Source organism: Spongiactinospora sp. 9N601 (assembly GCF_044326295.1).
GTDB classification, from domain to species: domain Bacteria; phylum Actinomycetota; class Actinomycetes; order Streptosporangiales; family Streptosporangiaceae; genus Spongiactinospora; species Spongiactinospora gelatinilytica.
The window spans coordinates 481,198-496,419 of the sequence record NZ_JBIRBB010000001.1; the positions used below are offsets into that span (position 1 = coordinate 481,198).

13 protein-coding genes are annotated in these 15,222 nt (G+C 72.6%); 6 read left to right on the plus strand and 7 right to left on the minus strand.

Annotated elements, in window-relative coordinates; genetic code table 11:
* Nucleotides 1–9 precede the first annotated feature (9 nt).
* Nucleotides 10–579 carry a helix-turn-helix domain-containing protein gene (locus ACH34R_RS02080; protein ID WP_111171134.1) on the minus strand — a complete coding sequence of 190 codons (570 nt, stop codon included), beginning with the start codon at nucleotides 577–579 and terminating at the stop codon, nucleotides 10–12.
* Nucleotides 580–627: 48 nt separating this feature from the next.
* Here ACH34R_RS02080 and ACH34R_RS02085 point away from each other — a divergent pair, with 48 nt between their 5' ends.
* Complete coding sequence (locus tag ACH34R_RS02085; RefSeq protein ID WP_397559560.1) at nucleotides 628–1,524, plus strand: class I SAM-dependent methyltransferase; 897 nt, start codon at nucleotides 628–630, stop codon at nucleotides 1,522–1,524.
* 241 nt (nucleotides 1,525–1,765) lie between these two features.
* Here the strand turns inward: ACH34R_RS02085 and ACH34R_RS02090 are convergent, their stop codons facing one another.
* Nucleotides 1,766–1,888: a hypothetical protein gene (locus tag ACH34R_RS02090; protein WP_397559561.1), complete on the minus strand. Its 123-nt coding sequence runs from the start codon at nucleotides 1,886–1,888 to the stop codon at nucleotides 1,766–1,768.
* Nucleotides 1,889–1,895: 7 nt separating this feature from the next.
* On the opposite strand from ACH34R_RS02090, the gene ACH34R_RS02095 reads away from it, so the two are divergent.
* Entirely contained in the window at nucleotides 1,896–2,411 is a 516-nt protein-coding gene (locus ACH34R_RS02095) for a hypothetical protein (RefSeq protein ID WP_397559562.1), read from the plus strand.
* Here the strand turns inward: ACH34R_RS02095 and glnA are convergent.
* Nucleotides 2,406–3,767, minus strand: a complete 1,362-nt coding sequence (gene glnA, locus ACH34R_RS02100; protein ID WP_397559563.1) for a type I glutamate--ammonia ligase — start codon at nucleotides 3,765–3,767, stop codon at nucleotides 2,406–2,408. The genes ACH34R_RS02095 and glnA overlap by 6 nt on opposite strands.
* Nucleotides 3,768–4,126: 359 nt before the next feature.
* Here glnA and ACH34R_RS02105 point away from each other — a divergent pair, with 359 nt between their 5' ends.
* Genes ACH34R_RS02105 through ACH34R_RS02115 form a run of 3 tightly spaced genes read left to right on the plus strand, consistent with a single transcriptional unit; the run spans nucleotide 4,127 to nucleotide 9,604 of the window.
* Nucleotides 4,127–5,779, plus strand: coding sequence for a BTAD domain-containing putative transcriptional regulator (locus ACH34R_RS02105; protein ID WP_397559564.1), 1,653 nt, complete (start codon nucleotides 4,127–4,129; stop codon nucleotides 5,777–5,779).
* Complete coding sequence (locus ACH34R_RS02110; RefSeq protein WP_397559565.1) at nucleotides 5,776–7,806, plus strand: sensor histidine kinase; 2,031 nt, start codon at nucleotides 5,776–5,778, stop codon at nucleotides 7,804–7,806. The genes ACH34R_RS02105 and ACH34R_RS02110 overlap by 4 nt, the downstream gene beginning before the upstream one ends.
* A gap of 13 nt (nucleotides 7,807–7,819) precedes the next feature.
* A complete protein-coding gene (locus ACH34R_RS02115; RefSeq protein ID WP_397559566.1) occupies nucleotides 7,820–9,604 on the plus strand; it encodes an NAD+ synthase in 1,785 nt (594 codons plus the stop codon).
* A 9-nt stretch (nucleotides 9,605–9,613) separates the two neighbouring features.
* On the opposite strand, the gene ACH34R_RS02120 is transcribed toward ACH34R_RS02115, so the two are convergent.
* From ACH34R_RS02120 to ACH34R_RS02130, 3 genes are all read right to left on the minus strand, one after another.
* On the minus strand, nucleotides 9,614–10,225 hold the full coding sequence (locus ACH34R_RS02120) for a TetR/AcrR family transcriptional regulator (protein ID WP_397559567.1): 612 nt from the start codon (nucleotides 10,223–10,225) through the stop codon (nucleotides 9,614–9,616).
* A gap of 7 nt (nucleotides 10,226–10,232) precedes the next feature.
* Nucleotides 10,233–11,750, minus strand: a complete 1,518-nt coding sequence (locus tag ACH34R_RS02125) for an MFS transporter (RefSeq protein WP_397559568.1) — start codon at nucleotides 11,748–11,750, stop codon at nucleotides 10,233–10,235.
* A gap of 158 nt (nucleotides 11,751–11,908) precedes the next feature.
* A complete protein-coding gene (locus tag ACH34R_RS02130) occupies nucleotides 11,909–13,117 on the minus strand; it encodes an MFS transporter (RefSeq protein ID WP_397559569.1) in 1,209 nt (402 codons plus the stop codon).
* A gap of 184 nt (nucleotides 13,118–13,301) precedes the next feature.
* Between ACH34R_RS02130 and panB the strand changes: the two genes are divergently transcribed.
* Nucleotides 13,302–14,171 carry a 3-methyl-2-oxobutanoate hydroxymethyltransferase gene (panB, locus tag ACH34R_RS02135; RefSeq protein WP_111170711.1) on the plus strand — a complete coding sequence of 290 codons (870 nt, stop codon included), beginning with the start codon at nucleotides 13,302–13,304 and terminating at the stop codon, nucleotides 14,169–14,171.
* Nucleotides 14,172–14,272: 101 nt separating this feature from the next.
* Here panB and ACH34R_RS02140 read toward each other — a convergent pair whose 3' ends face one another.
* The gene (locus tag ACH34R_RS02140) at nucleotides 14,273–15,199 is read right to left on the minus strand and encodes a threonine/serine dehydratase (protein WP_397559570.1); all 927 of its coding nucleotides are present in this window, start codon (nucleotides 15,197–15,199) and stop codon (nucleotides 14,273–14,275) included.
* Nucleotides 15,200–15,222 lie beyond the last annotated feature (23 nt).

Below are 15,222 nucleotides of genomic sequence, written 5' to 3' on the forward strand. Positions count from 1 at the left end.
GGGCGGCCGTCAGCGGCCGGGCCGCAGGTGGGTGCGCCGCCCGTCGGGGTCGAAGATGCCGATGACCTCCACCGGCCCGTCGTACGCCCCGAACCCGTGCGGGATCATGGTGGAGAACTCCGCCCCCTGCCCCGGCTCGACCAGAATCCGCCGCTCACCGAGCATCAGCACCAGGACACCCGACAGGATGATGATCCAGTCCTTGCCGGGATGGACCTTCAGCTCCGCGGCGCTCGCCGGGGCCGGCCTGGTGATCCGCATCTTGGCCACGGTGATGCTCGGGTCACGGCTCAGGCTCCAGGTGGTGACCCCGCGCTTGGCGTCATGGCGCGGCCTGATCACCACATCGTCGTCGGAGACGGACTCCACGAGCTGGTCCAGCGTGGTGCCGAGCGCGCGGGCGATCACGGTCAACTGGTCCAGGCCGATCCGCCGGTGGCCCGTCTCGATCCGGCTCAGCGTGGACGGGCTCAGGTAGCAGCGGGCCGCCAGGTCGTCCAGCGACCAGCCCAGCACCGCCCGCAGCCCTCTGATCCGCTTGCGCACCAGGCCGTCCAGATCCTCGCCTTCTTGCTTCATACGCAAGAGCCTATGCTGCCTGCGCAAGACAGACGTAGGGTCGCGAGCATGACGGACCACGCACTTCACCACCACCACCCGCACACCGCCCCTCTCTCCTTCGGCCCGGAGAACGGCGACACGGCCCTCCTGCTCGACCTCGACGCGGAGATCTTCCAGGAGCACCTGGCCGAGCTGACCGCCTGGCTCGCAGACCTCACGGGACTCGCGGGCGGCGCGCCCGTGCGCAGGATCCTCGATGTCGGCAGCGGGACCGGCACCGGTTCCTTCGCCCTGCTGCGGCATTTCGCGGACGCCGAGGTCATCGCCCTGGACAAGGAACCTCACCTGCTGGCCCACCTGCGTGACAAGGCCCGTGATCTCGACCGGGCCGACCGGGTGCGCACGGTCGCGGCCGACCTGGACGCGACATGGCCGGCCGTCGGCGAGGTGGATCTCGTGTGGGCGTCGGCGTCCCTGCACCACATGGCCGACCCGGCCCACGCGCTGCGCCAGGCGTACGCCGCCCTGCGGCCCGGCGGCCTGCTGGCCGTCGTCGAACGGGACGGCCCTCCGCGCCTGCTGCCCGACGACCTCGGCGTCGGCCGCCCCGGCCTGGAGGCCCGCTGCCGGGCCGCGCTGGATCGGCGGCACAACGAGACGATGCCCTACCGCGGCGCGGACTGGGCGCCGCTCCTCACGGCCGCGGGGTTCGCCGTCGAGGCGTACCGGAAGTTCGAGATCGACCTGCGCCCCCCGCTCCCCGAGTCCACCCGCCGCTACGCCCTGCTGACCCTGCGCCGCATCCGCACCGGCCTGGCCACCCTGGAGACGCCCGTCGACACCGATGACCTGTCGGTCCTCGACCTGCTCATCGACGGCGAAGGCCCACAGAGCGTGCTCCACCGCGACGACCTCACCGTGCGCTCGAACCGCGACGTCTGGACGGCCAGAAAGCCGGCCTGAACGGGCGGCCCTTCGATTGGAATGGTCTGGGGCCAGGGCTGGAGCCGGAGCGTCCCTGCGAGCTACCCGAGGGACCTCCCGGGCCACTGGGCCGACGGCTTCGACCGGCGGGCCCAGGAGGCCGCGCTGAACGAGCTGCCCCCAGTTCGGCCACGCTGATCGACGGGCAGACCCACCACTTCGCGCACGCCCGCACGCCGCTGCCCACCCACGACCGGCCCGGCTCGTTCACGATCTTCCCCTACGTCGTCGAGCCGCTCTCGCGCGACCGCCACCGGGTCATCTCCAACCTGCCGGGCGTCGGTTTCTCCGGCCCGCCGACCGCGCCCGGCCGGAACAGCGGCAGGATCGCAGGCGCGTTCACCGAGCTGATGTCCCGCCTCGGCCACGACCGGTACGGCGCGCAGGGCTCCGGCGGCGGCGCGGCCATCGCCCTGGAGGTGGCCCGCCTGACCCCGGACCGGCCGATCGGCGTCCACGGCAACGGCCGCATCCCCCTCCCCTCCGGCGACCCCGCTGAACGCACCGTCCTGACCGGGCCGGAACAGCAGCGACTGGCCCGGCTGGAGCACTTCCGCCAGGAGATGATGGACTTCAAACGCCGTCCAGTCCACCCGCCCGCCGAACTCCCCGAGGACGCGGTCGGCCGCGACGCCCTGCTGACCAACGTCAGCCTCTACCGGTTCACCGGCACCGCAGGCTCATCCGCCGACTTCCACTACGAGACCGACCACGCCCCTGCCGCCTGGCAGCCCAAGGAACGCGGCAGTGTCCCCGGCCGGCTTCGCCGAACTCGACCACGGCGGCAACTTCCTCCCCCTGGAACGGCCCACCGCCCACGATACCGACGTACGAAGGTTCTTCACCGGCCTGACCAGCACTTATAGCACCGGCAGGTAGCGGCCTAGTTCGTATTCGGTGACGTGGCGGCGGTATTCCTGCCACTCGGAGCGCTTGTTGCGCAGGAAGTAGTCGAAGACGTGCTCTCCGAGGGTCTCGGCGACCAGTTCGCTGCGTTCCATCGCGACGATGGCCTCGTCCAGTGACTGGGGCAGCGGGGCGATGCCGAGGGCGCGTCGTTCGGCGCTGGTGAGGGCCCAGACGTCGTCTTCGGCGCCCGGGGGCATCTCGTAGCCCTCCTCGATGCCCTTCAGCCCGGCGGCCAGGATCACCGCGAACGCCAGGTAGGGGTTGCAGGCCGAGTCGAGGGAGCGGAACTCGATGCGGGTGGACCCGCTCTTGTGCGGCTTGTACATCGGCACGCGCACCAGGGCGGAGCGGTTGTTGTGTCCCCAGCTTATGTAGGAGGGGGCCTCGCCGCCCTGGCCGGCGATGGCCTCGGAGCTGCCCCACAGGCGCTTGTAGGAGTTGACCCACTGGTTGCAGACCGCGGTGATCTCGGCGGCGTGCCGCAGCAGGCCGCCGATGAACGAGCGGCCGATCTTGCTGAGCTGGTACTCGGCGCCCGGCTCGTAGAAGGCGTTGCGGTCGCCCTCGAACAGCGACATGTGAGTGTGCATGCCCGAGCCCGGGTGCTCGGTGAACGGCTTGGGCATGAAGCTCGCCCAGACCCCCTGCTCCAGCGCGACCTCCTTCATCACCAGCCGGAACGTCATGATGTTGTCGGCCGTGGTGAGCGCGTCGGCGTAGCGCAGGTCGATCTCCTGCTGGCCGGGGCCGCCCTCGTGGTGACTGAACTCCACCGAGATGCCCATCGACTCCAGCATCATGATCGCGTTGCGCCGGAAGTCGTGCCCGGAGCTGTGCGGGGTGTGGTCGAAGTAGCCGCCGTCGTCCATCGGCTGGGGGCGTACGCCGGGCTCCGGCCTGCCGCGCAGCAGGAAGAACTCCACCTCGGGGTGGGTGTAGAAGCTGAAGCCCATGTCGGACGCCTTGGCCAGGGCGCGCTTGAGCACCCAGCGGGGGTCGGCGTGGGAGGGCGAGCCGTCCGGCATCAGGATGTCGCAGAAGATGCGCGCCGCGCCCGGGCTCTCGCTGCGCCAGGGCAGGATCTGGAAGGTCGAGGGGTCGGGCTTGGCCAGCATGTCGGACTCGTAGACGCGGGCGAACCCCTCGATGGCCGAGCCGTCGAAGCCGATGCCCTCCGCGAACGCGCCCTCCAGCTCCGCCGGGGCGATGGCCACGGACTTGAGGAACCCCAGCACGTCGCTGAACCACAACCGGATGAACCGGATGTCGCGCTCTTCCAGGGTGCGAAGAACGAACTCCTGCTGGCGGTCCAAGGCATCTCCTATCGCCGCGGTGCCCGAAAACCCGCTCCGGTCGCTTTCCAGTCTGCCCGCTTCGTGTTTCACACACGTTACGACCAGCGCTTGTACGGCCGGCGCCCGATGTGCACCAGGTTAGCGGCAAGGATGAGGCTCTAGCCGAATCCGCCGTTTCCGCCTCGGGTCCGGCGGGCGGTGATCGGGCCGAAACCCCGGACCGCGGCAACCGGCCGTTGATCCGTTGGAGATCGGCTCGGCGTAGCGTGCCGTGACATGCCCGCCCGCCACAGGTCCCGGCAGGCAGGTACGCAGGACAACGCTGGTGGAAGTTGCCATATCGGCCACGGCACACCGGCCCTACGCTTACGGCTGAAATGTTGAATTTTCAGGTTCTCGGGCCCTTTCGGGCATCCCATCGTGACTCGGTACTGGACCTCGGCGGGCGGCGTCAGCGGGCGGTACTCGCCCGGCTCGTCGTCGCCGGGGGCCGCGCCGTACCCGTCGGCACCCTGATCGGCGAACTGTGGCCGGGCGAGCCCCCGGCGCAGGCGCTCGCGACGATCCAGGGCTACGTGTCGCGGCTGCGCCGCGCGCTGGAGCCGGGCCGCGCCCCGCGCGGGGAGGCGGGCGTACTGGTGTCCGCGCCGCCGGGGTACGCGCTGCGGGCCGAGCCGGGGCAGGTCGACTCGTGGCGGTTCGAGGCCCTGGTGAAGTCGCCGGAGCAGGCCGGCCCGGCGGGCGAGTGGGAGCTGATGGAGACGGCGCTCGGGCTGTGGCGCGGCCCGGCGCTGGCCGAGTTCGCCGACCTGCCGTGGGCCGCCGCGGAGGCGGCCAGGCTGGAGGAGCTGCGCCTGCTCGCGGCCGAACGGCGGGCCGCGGCCGGGGTCGCCATCGGCCGTTCCGCGCCGCTGGTCGGCGACCTTGAGGCGCACGCCGCCGCCCACCCGATGCGCGAGGAGGCGTGGCGGCTGCTGGCCCTGGCGCTGTACCGGGCGGGCCGCCACGGTGACGCGCTGGCCGCCGTCCGCCGGGCGCGCGGCCTGTGGCGCGACGAACTGGGCCTGGACCTGCCCGCCACACTGCGCCGCCTGGAATCCGACATGCTCGCCCAGGCCCCCCACCTCGACACCACCCCGCCCCCGCCCCTCCGCGTCGCGGCCCCCACCGGCCTGCACGCCGTACCAGAGCACGAACCCGACCTCGCAGCCATCGACGATCAGGCGCGGGCCCGTACGGGCCTGCGCGCGGTGCCGGAGAACGAACCCGGACCCGCCTCCACACGGAAGAACGGCCTCGCGGTCGCCGACCAGGCCCCCATGGGCCCGCGCGCGGTGCCGGGGGACCAGTCCGGCCACAACGCCGCAGGAGAGCTGCGCGTCGCGGTCGCCGACGATCAGGCGTTGGTCCGTGTGGGCCTGCGTGTGGTGCTGGAGAACGAACCCGGGCTCGCCTTCGCGGGTGAGGCGGAGGACGGTGAGCAGGCCATCGGCATGGTCCGCGCGGCCCGCCCCGACCTGGTGCTGCTGGACATCCAGATGCCGCGCCTGGACGGCCTGACCGCCGCCAGGCGCATCCTGGCCGAGCCCGCCCCGCCGAAGGTGATCATGATGACCACCTTCGGCACCGACGAGAACCTGTACGCCGCGCTGCGCGCCGGGGTGAGCGGCTTCGTGCTGAAGACCTCCCCGCCCGAACAACTCGTCGCGGCCCTGCGCGCCGCCGCCGCCGGAGACGCGCTGATCGACCCCGCCGTCACCACACGGCTGATCGCGGCCTTCGCCGGCCGGTCCGACCCCGCCGCGCCCCCCGAGCTGGCCGGGTTGTCCGACCGGCACCTCGACATGGTCAGACTGGTCGCACGCGGGCTGACCGACCGGCAGATCGCGGCGACCCTGAGCCTGCCCGAGCCGGAGGTGAGCGGCGCGGTCGCCGACCTGCTGGACCGGCTCGGCCTGTTCGACCGGGCCCAGATCGTGGTCCTGGCCTATGAGTCCGGGCTGGCCGGCCGCGCGGGCAGTACGCGGTGAGCGCGATCCGCCGCTGCGGGGCCGCGCTGGCCGCCGCGGCGGCGGCCGGCGGGGTGGGCCTGACCGTGGCCGCGCTGGTCGTCGCCGGGCCGCTGCCGCCCGGCTGGCGGCTCGATCCGCCGCTGGTGCCCGACCACGCGGCCGGGCTGATGTTCCCGCTGGCCGGGGCCTACCTGGTGGCCCGCCGCCCGCGCCTGGTGATCGGCTGGCTGATGCTGGTCGGCGGACTGCTCTGCGCGGTGAACGTGTTCTGCTCGGCGCAGCTCTCGGCGTACGCCTCGGCGGGGGGCATGGACGCCGCCGGTTGGTTCCGGATCATCGGGACGGTGGCCTGGGCCCTCGGCGGCTCCACGCTGGCCGTGCTGCTGCCGCTCTTCTCCCCCGACGGCCGGCTGCCCTCGCACCGCTGGCGGCCGGTACTGGTGTTCACCGTGGCGGTGACGCTGGTCGAGGCCGCCCGCACCGCCGTACGGCCCACGCCGTCCGCCGCGGGCTACCCGTTCCCCCAGATCATCCCGAACCCGATCGCACTGGAGGCCCTGGCCCCCTACAACCACACGATCCAGGCCATCACCAAGATCGGCACGATGGCCGCCGTCGTCTGCGCGCTGCTCGCCCTCGGGCTGCGCTTCGCCCACGGCGACGCGACGATCCGGCGGCAGATCGCCTGGCCGCTGGCGACGTTCGCGGGTTATGTGGCGTTCCTGCTTGCGGGTGAGGACTTCTGGCTGCCCGGTTCGCTGTGGACCGGCCTGGTGCCGGTGGCCATGGCCTTCTCGGTGCTGCGCTACCGGCTGTACGGCATCGAGACCGTGGTCAGCCGCGCCGTGGTGGCCACCGGCCTGGTCGTGGTCGTGAGCGCGGTCTACTTCGGCGTGGCCGCCCTGGCCGGGATGTTGGTCACCGGCTATGACGCGGTGGCCGGGCCGGTCGCCGCGCTGGTCACCGGCGCGCTGTTCCGGCCGGTGCTGACCCGGCTGCGCCGGCTCATGGACCTGCTGCTGTACGGCAGGCACGGCGACCCGCGCGAGCTGGCCAGACGCCTGGTGAGCGAGATCGGCGCGAGCGACCCGCGCGGCGCGCTGGCCGCCGTGACCACCTCGGTGCGCGAGGCGCTGGGCGTGACCGGGGTGGCGGTGGACCTGGGCGAGGCGGGCACCGCCGAGGCCGGCGAGACCGGCCCGGCGCCCCGGCGGGTGCCGCTGATCTGGCACGGGGAGCCGGTCGGACGCATGCTGCTCGGCCCGCCCGGCCCGCGCCGGTTCGCCGCCGCCTACAACGAGCGGCTGGTCGCGGCGGTCACGCCGTACGTCGCGGACGTGGCGCACGCCGTGATCATGGCCGCGGATCTGGAGCGCTCCAGAGAGCGCATCCTGACCGCCCGCGAGGAGGAACGCCGCAGGCTGCGCCGCGACCTGCACGACGGTCTCGGCCAGGCGCTGGCCGGCATGGCGATGTCGATCACGCTGGCCAGGGCGTCGCTGCGCGGATCTCCGGAGTCGGCCGACCGGCTGCTCGGCGAGCTGCGCACCGGCATGGACACGGTCAGCCAGGAGATCCGCGAGCTGGTGTACGGCCTGCGTCCGCCGTCCCTGGACGACCTCGGGCTGGCCGGCGCGGTGCGCGCGCTGGCCGCCGAGACCGGCCTCGCCGCCACCGTCACCGCCGAGGACCTGCCCTCCGGCCTGCCGGCGGCGGTCGAGGTGGCGGCCTACCGGATCGTCCAGGAGGCGCTGACCAACGTGCGCAAGCACGCGGGGGCGAGCGCCGCCGCGGTCGGGCTGCGGCACTGCGAGCGGCGCCGGGCGCTGGTCGTCACCGTCGGCGACGACGGCGGCGGGCTGCCCACGGGCCTGCGGCCGGGGGTCGGCTTCTCCTCGATGCGGGAGCGCGCCGCCGAGCTGGGCGGGACGTGTTCGATCACCTCTCCGCCCGCGGGCGGGACGCTCGTCACCGCGGTACTGCCCCTGCCCGGCGCCGACGCCGCCGAGACGGAGGGGCCGCACCGGCGAGGAGATCGCCGGTAATAGGCTGGGCAGCGTGGTACACCTGCGCATCGCCCTGGCCCAGACCAACCCCACCGTCGGCGACCTGACCGGCAACGCCGCCAAGCTGGTGGGGTGGACCCGCCGCGCCGCCGACCGGGGCGCGCACCTGGTGGTGTTCCCCGAGATGTTCCTGACCGGTTATCCGGCGGAGGACCTCGTGCTGCGCACCTCGTTCGTGGAGGCGTCCATCGCCGCCTTGGAGGAGCTTGCGGTACGCCTGGCCGATGAGGGGCTGGGCGAGATCGCCGTGGTGGCGGGGTACGTCGACCGGGCCGGTCTCGCGCCGCGCGTGGGGCAGCCCAAGGGCGCCCCGCTCGACGCCGCCGCGCTGCTGCACCGCGGGGCCGTCGTGGCCCGCACCGCCAAGCACCACCTGCCCAACTACGGCGTCTTCGACGAGTACCGCTACTTCGTCCGGGGCGACCGGCTGCCGATCTTCCGGCTGAACGGCGCCGACGTGGCGGTCGCGGTCTGCGAGGACCTCTGGCAGGAGGGCGGGCCGGTCGCGGTGGTCGCGCAGGCGGGCGCGGGGCTGCTGGTGGTGCCCAACGCCTCGCCGTACGAGAAGGACAAGGACGACGTCCGCCTGGAGCTGGTCGCCCGCCGGGCGCGCGAGGCCGGATGCGCGCTGGCCTACGTCAACCAGGTCGGCGGGCAGGACGAGCTGATCTTCGACGGCGACTCGGTCATCGTCGGGCCGGACGGCGAGCCGGTCGCCAGGGCCGCGCGGTTCGTGGAGGAACTTCTGGTCGCCGACCTGGAGGTGCCCGCCGCCGGGCAGGACGCGCCGCGGGGGCCGTCCGCCTACGACGCCCACGACGGCACCGCGATCACGGTCGAGCGGACCACGCTGGGCGAGGTCCGGCCCTGCCCGGCGCCGCCCGCCCCGCCGCGGCTGGCCGACCGGCTCGACGACCGGGCCGAGGTCTACTCGGCGCTGGTGCTGGGCGTGCGCGACTACGTGGCCAAGAACGGCTTCCGCTCGGTGATCCTGGGCCTTTCCGGCGGCATCGACTCGGCGCTGACCGCCACCATCGCCGCCGACGCGATCGGCCCGGACCGCGTCCACGTGGTGCTCATGCCCTCGCGCCACTCCTCGGAGCACTCCGTGTCCGACGCGCGTGACCTGGTGGAACGGCAGGGTCTTCAGGACCGGCTGGTGCCGATCGAGGGAATCGTCAACGCCTTCGAGAAAGAGATCCAGTTGAGCGGCCTGTCGGCGGAGAACCTCCAGGCGCGGGTGCGCGGCATGCTGCTGATGAGCCTGTCCAACGAGCACGGCCACCTGGTGCTGACGACGGGCAACAAGAGCGAGCTCGCGACCGGTTACTCCACCCTGTACGGCGATTCGGCGGGCGGATACGCACCGATCAAGGACGTGCCCAAGACGATGGTCTGGCAGCTCGCCAGGTGGCGCAACGAGCAGCGCGGGGCGGGCGATTTCGTACGCGACTTCGGCGGCCCGCCGATCCCGCCCAACTCGATCGAGAAGGAGCCCAGCGCCGAGCTGCGGCCCGGCCAGCGCGACACCGACTCGCTGCCCGCCTACGACCTGCTGGACCGGCTGCTGGACGACTACGTCGAGCGCGACATGGGCGCGGCGGAGCTGATCTCCGCCGGGCACGACGCCGAGCTGGTCGCCCGGGTGATCCGCCTGGTGGACGCGGCGGAGTACAAGCGCAGGCAGTATCCCCCGGGGCCGAAGATCACCCCGAAGAACTTCGGCCGGGACCGCAGGCTGCCCATCACCAACCGCTGGCGCGAGACGACGACGTAGCGGCGCGGCTCAGGCCGCGCGCATGCCCGCCAGTAGCTCGTCGGCGACAAGCGCGGCCAGGTCGCCGGGCACCTCGTGCACGTCGGGCCACTTCATGTACCACATCATGGCGCCGACCACGGCGGCCATCGCGATCTCGATGTTGAGGTCGTGCCGCAGCTCGCCGTTCGCGACCCCGCGGGCGAGCACGGCCCGCAGCGCCTTGCGGCGCGGCGCGATGGTGACCTCGCGCACCCGCTGGACCAGCCGGGGGTGCCGCTCGGACTCGCCCATCGCGATGGCCATCACGCAGCGGGCCCGGGGGTCCTCCACCTCCCGCTGGATCGCGCCGAGGTAGACGTGCAGATCGTCGCGGACCGAGGTGCCGGGCATCGGCGGCAGCGGCGCCTTGAGCGTCGCCATGGCGTCGACCACCAGGTCTTCCTTGTTGGACCAGCGGCGGTAGATCGTGGTCTTGCCCACGCCCGCGCGCGCCGCGACGGCCTCGATGGTCAGCTCCGAGATCGCGATCCCGTCGCCCATCAGGTCGAGCACCGCGTCGATGATGGCCTTCTCCGCCTTCGCGGAACGGGGACGGCCCGCCGCGCGGACCGCCCCTTCGGCCGTTCCATAGGTCGTCATCAGACCCTCACACTACAGCCGGTTCCTTCTCATGTTCCTGCGGTAGCGACGGCTCCGCGGGCTTGGTCTTGCCCGGCAGCCAGCGGAACACCATCACCGCGCCCAGCAGTGCGATCACCGCGGAGGCCGCGGCGGTGACGTGCATCCCGCTCACGAAGGCGGCCTTGGCCGGGGCGATGAGGACCTGGCCCGCCTCGCCGAGGCTCTGCGCGACGGCCATGGTGGCGGGCAGCGACTCCCCCGCCTCGTGCCGGGCGGCCTCGGGCAGGATGGTCAGAGAGGGCGCGATGCCGTCCCGGTAGACCGCCGACAGCAGCGATCCGAGGATGGCCACGCCGAGCGCTCCGGCGACCTGGCGGACGGTGTTGCTCATCGCGGACCCGACGCCCGCCTTCTCCCTGGGCAGCGCGTTCATGATCGCGGTGGTGGCGGGCGGCATGATGTTGGCCATCGCCGCGCCCTGCACGAAGAAGAGCACGACCATCAGCGGGATCGGCGTGTTCTCGTCCATCAGCGCGTACGCGCCGATCATCAGCGCGACGACCACCATGCTCACGCCGGCCGACGCCTTGCCGCCGAAGCGGTCGGCCACCCGCTGGCTGAGCGGGGCGAAGATGAGCTGCGCCGCGGCGAACGGGATCATCAGCACGCCCGACTCCAGGGCGCTGAAGCCCAGCACCGTCTGGAGGTAGAAGGCCAGGAAGAACATCGTGCCCATCATCGCGAAGAACACGATGCCGACCATGCCGATGGCGATGGAGAAGCGCATGTCGCGGAAGTAGGTCACATCGAAGGCCGGGTGGTCGATGCGCCGCTCGTACCAGGCGAAGACGGCCAGTACGGCGAGGCCGCCGAGCAGCGGGACGAGCGCCTGCGGGCTGGCGATGGTGGCCAGCTCGCCGGCCCTGATGATGCCGTACGTCACGGCGACCAGACCGATGATGGACAGCACCACGCCGACCGGGTCGAGCCTGGACGGCTTCGGGTCACGCGACTCGGGCACCACCAGCGCGATGAGCACGACGCTGATCGCCACCACCGGAACGTTGACCAGGAAGACCGAGCCCCACCAGAAGTGCTCGATCAGCAGGCCGCCGGTGATCGGCCCGACCGCGACGGCCAGGCCGACGCCCGCCGCCCAGATCCCGATCGCCCGGCCGCGCTCTTTCGGCGGGAAGACGTTGGAGATGATCGCCAGGGTGGCCGGCATGATCGCCGCGCCGCCGATGCCCATGAAGGCCCGTGCGACGATGAGCTGCATCGGGTCCTGGGCGTAGGCGCTGGCCAGCGACGACAACCCGAACACCACCATGCCGGCGAGCAGCATCCGCCGCCGCCCGGTGCGGTCGCCCACCACCCCGAAGGTGAACAGCAGCCCGGCGAAGACGAGCGTGTAGGAGTTGATCGCCCACTCCAGCTCGCTCTGCGAGGCGCCGAGCCCGTGCACGGGGTCGGCGATCGTCTTCAGCGCGACGTTGAGAATGGTGTTGTCCAGCACCACGGCGAGCAGGCTGAACACCAGCACACCGAGGATCGGCCATCGGCGTGGATGGCCGGTATGAGCTTCCAAGACGGGCCCCCACCAACTACAGAATTTCGATACGCGTAAGTTTCGCAACGCAACCGTAGCGGATCATATTTCGATACGCAACAGTCCCGTTTCGGAATAGGGCGTGACACTCGTCACGCCGAGGCCGACGCCGGTCCCGGCTCCTTGACCTCCCGGGGCGCACGCCGCCAGAACGGCGTCGCGACCAGCACGAACACCGCCGCGAGCACGCCCGTGGCCAGGAACGCCCACCCCGGGCCGTACCCGTCGATCACCGCCCCCGCGACCGGCCCGGCCGCCGCCATGCCGATGGTCAGCGCGGTCGAGTGCAGGCCCATCGCCTCACCGCGCACGGACGGCGGCGTCCACTGGGTCAGCGCGTCCACCGAGGACGCGAGCGCCGGGGCGCACAGCAGGCCGGCCGGGATCAGTGCCAGGCAGAGCCAGCCCCAGCCGCCGGTGACCAGGCCGAGCGGAGCGGTGAACGCGCACAGCCCGGCGGTCAGCAGCAGCGGCGAGAGCGCCCGGGGCAGGCCACCGTAGACGAATCCGCCGACCAGCGAGTAGAAGCACCACAGCCCGATCACCAGACCGGTCCACTCCGTCGCGTGCCCGTCCTTCAGCACGGCCACCAGCGACAGCTCGGTGGCGGTGAGCACGAACGTCAGCGCCGAGACCGTGCCCAGCAGGGTGATCACCCCCATGCCGAGCCACTGCCTCCTGGGTACGACGGGCGCGCCCGCGGACTCCGCGTCCTCCTCCGCCGAACGGGTCGGCGGATTGAGCACCAGCAGCGCCGCGCCCGCCGCGACCAGCCCGAATCCCACGAGCGCCAGAGCCCAGCCGCTGCCGAGCCCGAGCACCAGCCCGACTCCGGCGGCGGGGCCGATCATGTACGACAGCTCCACGGCCATGGAGTCCAGCGCGAACCCCGTCCTGCGCCGCTCGGCGGGGAGCACCGCGGCCACGCACTGCCGGATCACGCTGAACAGCGGCAGGGTGAGCAGGCCCGACAGCGCGGCGGAGACGAGCAGCGCGAGGTAGGGCAGCGTCGGGGCGGTCAGCCAGAAGACGAGCTGGGCCACGGTGGTGATCGCGATCACCGGGCGCAGCCCCTTCTTGTCGATGAAGCGCCCGGCCACCGGCGCGCTGATCGCCATGCCCACGGTGATGATCGCGCCCACCAGGCCCGCCTGGGTGAAGTTCAGCTTCATGCCGTGGAGCACGTGCATGGTCAGCGCCATGCCGGTGGCCGTCACGGGGATCCGGGCGAGGAGCCCGACCAGCAGCAGCGTCCGCACCCCGGGGACCGCCAGCACCCGCTTGTAAGGCGTTAAGTCCATTTCGTCACTTACCTCCCGAGCTATTCTGCCGGTTCGGTGTGACATTTCGGAAAGGGATTACCCGCAGCGGACCCGTGGTTGGAACCAGGGGTGTCACCGCGCGACGGGGCGTGCCATCATCGAAGGGTCCGGAGACGCCACAGGGGCGCTTCGAGGCCTGGAGGGATCCACGATGTCCTCTGCCATGTCCGTATCAACGTCAGGTACCACCGCTTCCCCGGCCACCGGCTCGCCGACCGCCCTGTACGGCGGCCAGGCCGGCAGAAGGGTCACCGTCCGCGACATCGCCGCCGCCAGGCAGCGCGGCGAGCGCTGGCCGATGGTCACCGCCTACGACGCGATGACCGCGCGCGTCTTCGACCAGGCGGGCATCCCCGTGCTGCTGGTCGGCGACTCGGCCGCGATGGTGGTCTACGGGTACGACTCCACCATCCCCGTCTCGGTGGACGATCTCCTGCCGCTCGCCGCGGCGGTCGTCCGGGGGTCCTCGCGGGCCCTGGTGGTCGCCGACCTGCCGTTCGGCTCCTATCAGTCCTCACCGCAGCAAGCGCTTGAGAGCGCGGCCCGCTTCATGAAGGAGGCGGGCGTCCACGCGGTCAAGGTCGAAGGCGGGCGCCGGATCCTGCCCCAGGTCGAGACGCTGGTCTCGGCGGGCATTCCGGTGATGGCCCACCTGGGGCTGACCCCCCAGTCGGTCAACGCGTTCGGCGGCTACCGCGTGCAGGGGCGCGGCGAGGCGGGCGACGAGCTGATGGCCGACGCCAAGGCGCTGGAGCACGCGGGCGCGTTCTCCGTCGTCCTTGAGTGTGTACCTGCCGAGCTGGCCGAGCGGGTCACCGCCTCGCTGTCGATCCCGACCATCGGCATCGGGGCCGGCCCGGGCACCGACGCCCAGGTCCTCGTCTGGCAGGACCTCATGGGGCTGACGCCGCACCCGGCCAGGTTCGTCAAGAAGTACGCCGACCTGGCCGGCGAGATGGACCGCGCGGTCCGCGACTTCGCCGCCGAGGTGTCCACCGGCGCCTTCCCCACCGCCGAGCACAGCTACCGCTGACCCACCCCACCCGGCCCGCCCAGGCAATGGGCGGGCCCCCGCATCCCAAGGCCCGGGGCCGCACTCCCCCGCCGTCCCCACCTGGAGAGGCTGGGCCGCAGTCAGGAGGGGCGGGCGTGGAGGTCGGCGGGGTCGGTGTTGGCGCCGCAGAGGACGATGGCGGTGCTTTCGCCGGGGGCCGGGCGGTGGGCGCCGGTGAGCAGGGCCGCGTAGGCGGTCGCGCCGGCGGGCTCGACCGCGATCCGGTACCGCTGCCACAGCTCCCGCCGGGCCGTGACGATCGCCTCGTCCGGCACCAGCAGGCTGCGCACACCGGACAGCAGGCCGAAGGCGATCGAGCCGAGCCGGCTCGCGCCGAGGGAGTCGGCGGCCACGCCGCCCACCTGCACGTCCACGGGCGCGCCCCGCGAAAGGGCCTCCCGCAGGGTGGGGCTGCGCTCCGGCTCCACCGCCACCACCCGCTCGGTCCCGCCGAGCGCCGCGGCGATCCCCGCGGCGAGCCCGCCGCCGCCCACCGCGACCAGCACCGCGCCGAGATCGGGTACCTGGCCGAGCAGTTCGCGCCCGAGCGTGGCCTGGCCTGTCACGATCTCGGGCTGGTCGTAGGCGTGGACGTCGAGCGCGCCGGTCTCGGCGGCCCGCTTGAGCGAGGCCGCGCGGGCGTCGGCGTACAGCGAGCCGGTCTGGTGGACCTCGGCGCCGAGCGCCCGCAGCCCGGCCACCTTCACCGCGGCGGTCACCTCGGGCACGAATATCTCGGCGCGGATGCCGAGCGTCCGGGCGGCGTGCGCGACGGCGAGCCCGTGGTTGCCGCCGCTGGCCGCGATCACCCCCACCTCGGGCAGCGCGCCCGCCTCACGGGCCGACAGGATGCGGTTGAACGCCCCGCGCGGCTTGAAGGACCCGGCGTGCTGCAGGAACTCCAGCTTGAAGTACAGCCCCGGCTCGGCCTCGATCACCGGCGTGCGCCGGACATGTCCGCTGATACGGCTGGCCGCCCGCGCTATCTCGTCCGGCGTCTCGTCCATAGGTCCCCCCCGTGCCCCGGCCG